Annotated in this window: 3 protein-coding genes; 2 read left to right on the top strand and 1 reads right to left on the bottom strand. The window is 44.2% G+C overall.

The window, feature by feature from the left end:
- A partial coding sequence (locus A3735_RS32640) for a hypothetical protein (RefSeq protein ID WP_197485949.1) occupies positions 1 to 144 on the bottom strand: 144 nt, incomplete at its 3' end.
- A gap of 102 nt (positions 145 to 246) precedes the next feature.
- Between A3735_RS32640 and A3735_RS19950 the strand changes: the two genes are divergently transcribed.
- On the top strand, positions 247 to 606 hold the full coding sequence (locus A3735_RS19950) for a cupin domain-containing protein (protein ID WP_197469628.1): 360 nt from the start codon (positions 247 to 249) through the stop codon (positions 604 to 606).
- Between the two features lie 519 nt (positions 607 to 1,125).
- On the top strand, positions 1,126 to 1,474 hold a 349-nt coding region (locus tag A3735_RS19945), incomplete at its 3' end, for a MipA/OmpV family protein (RefSeq protein WP_231882586.1).

The raw sequence follows: 1,474 nt of genomic DNA, 5'->3' as shown, positions 1-1,474 counted from the left end.
CGCGTTGACGCTGGCGTAGGTGCGAGTTTCCCCGGCTGCCGGAAATGTGATCGTCACTCGGCGGTTTTCAAACTCGCTGATGATTCCTAATCCTAATTTGGGTTCGGTCTGGCTGACCCAGCGTTGGCCTATGATATACGACATTTTGGCGTCTCTTTACAGTATTCAATAAGGGAACAAATATGGCGCGAATACTAACAAGAAAAGCCTGTTGATAACACAGATGAAGGTGAATGGAGGAATAATTTGAGTATCTATAGAACGCCAGAAAGGGAAGAGTATTACTTTCACGAGGGCTGCTATATCTTGGAGATGTTAAATACTGACGATGATCCCGCACTTTCGATTGCGCGAGCTAGAGTTGAACCGGGTAAAACAACGCGCTGGCATGCCTTAACAGAAGTCAGTGAGCGCTATGTGATTCAGCAGGGTTCAGGCAAGGTTTATGTTGGAGATCTGGAACAGCAGGTTAGCGCTGGGGATGTAGTACTGATCCCGCAAGGCATTAGGCAGAAGATATATAACGACGGGGAGGGTGACTTGGTGTTTTTAGCTGTGTGTACGCCACGCTTTATGCCTGCGTGTTATGAGGACTTAGACGTATAAGTTGTATCGGCTCAACCCCGACCTTACAGTTTGAAATACCGAGCGTGACATTACCAAATAACATGGCAAAGGCGTATTAGGTCCGCAAAGTTGCCATTCGGCTTTGATCATAAAGCTTGAATATTTAGGCCACAAGCCACCAAAGCAGTACCTTTGGGAAAGTGAAAGATGCAAACATTCGTTTTAGAAGTAACTATCCGATATTCTGTCACTCTTCAGCCTTATTTGTATCAGGTTAATACAGTCAATTTTAGCTTTGAGACATTAACGAAGAAGAGATGAAGTGAATGCCGTTGAAAACACTGAAATTTATCGCCAAGAGTACACAACCATAGTTATCGCTTTAGTTATATTAAGGCCAGATGAGTGTCTGATAGAGTTTATTAAAAGTGCTTTTGGGATATTAGAACACTTTTTTTAGTCACTAGAATCGAACCTTCAAGCGAAAATAATTGTGCGTGATCCAATAATATATTCTTCACGTACTTTATTGTTCTTCACTCTATAAGTTGAATTTAAATGAAAAAAATTACTGGCATGCTTTTGACAACTTGCTTATATACACTCTCCTTTCAAACAGCATTAGCCCAGGACACAAAAACAGCTATGGTGCCCTTACCTTCAATTGATGACTTTACGCGGGGCAATGATGGCTGGGCCTTCGGACTTGGCCTGGCTGTTGAATACGAATCAGCCTACGAAGGGTCTGATGAATTTGGCGCAGAAGTCGATCCTGCCGGTGCGGTGCAATGGCGTAAAGGTGATAATATTTTCTTCTGGGCCGGTGAGGCGCTCGGGTGGCGTGGTCTTCGTTCTGACACATGGCTATTCGAGGCTGTCGTGGGCTTCGATGAGGGGCGTGAAGAAA

Source organism: Oleiphilus sp. HI0061 (genome assembly GCF_001635675.1).
This window is presented reverse-complemented; position numbering and strand designations above follow the sequence as displayed.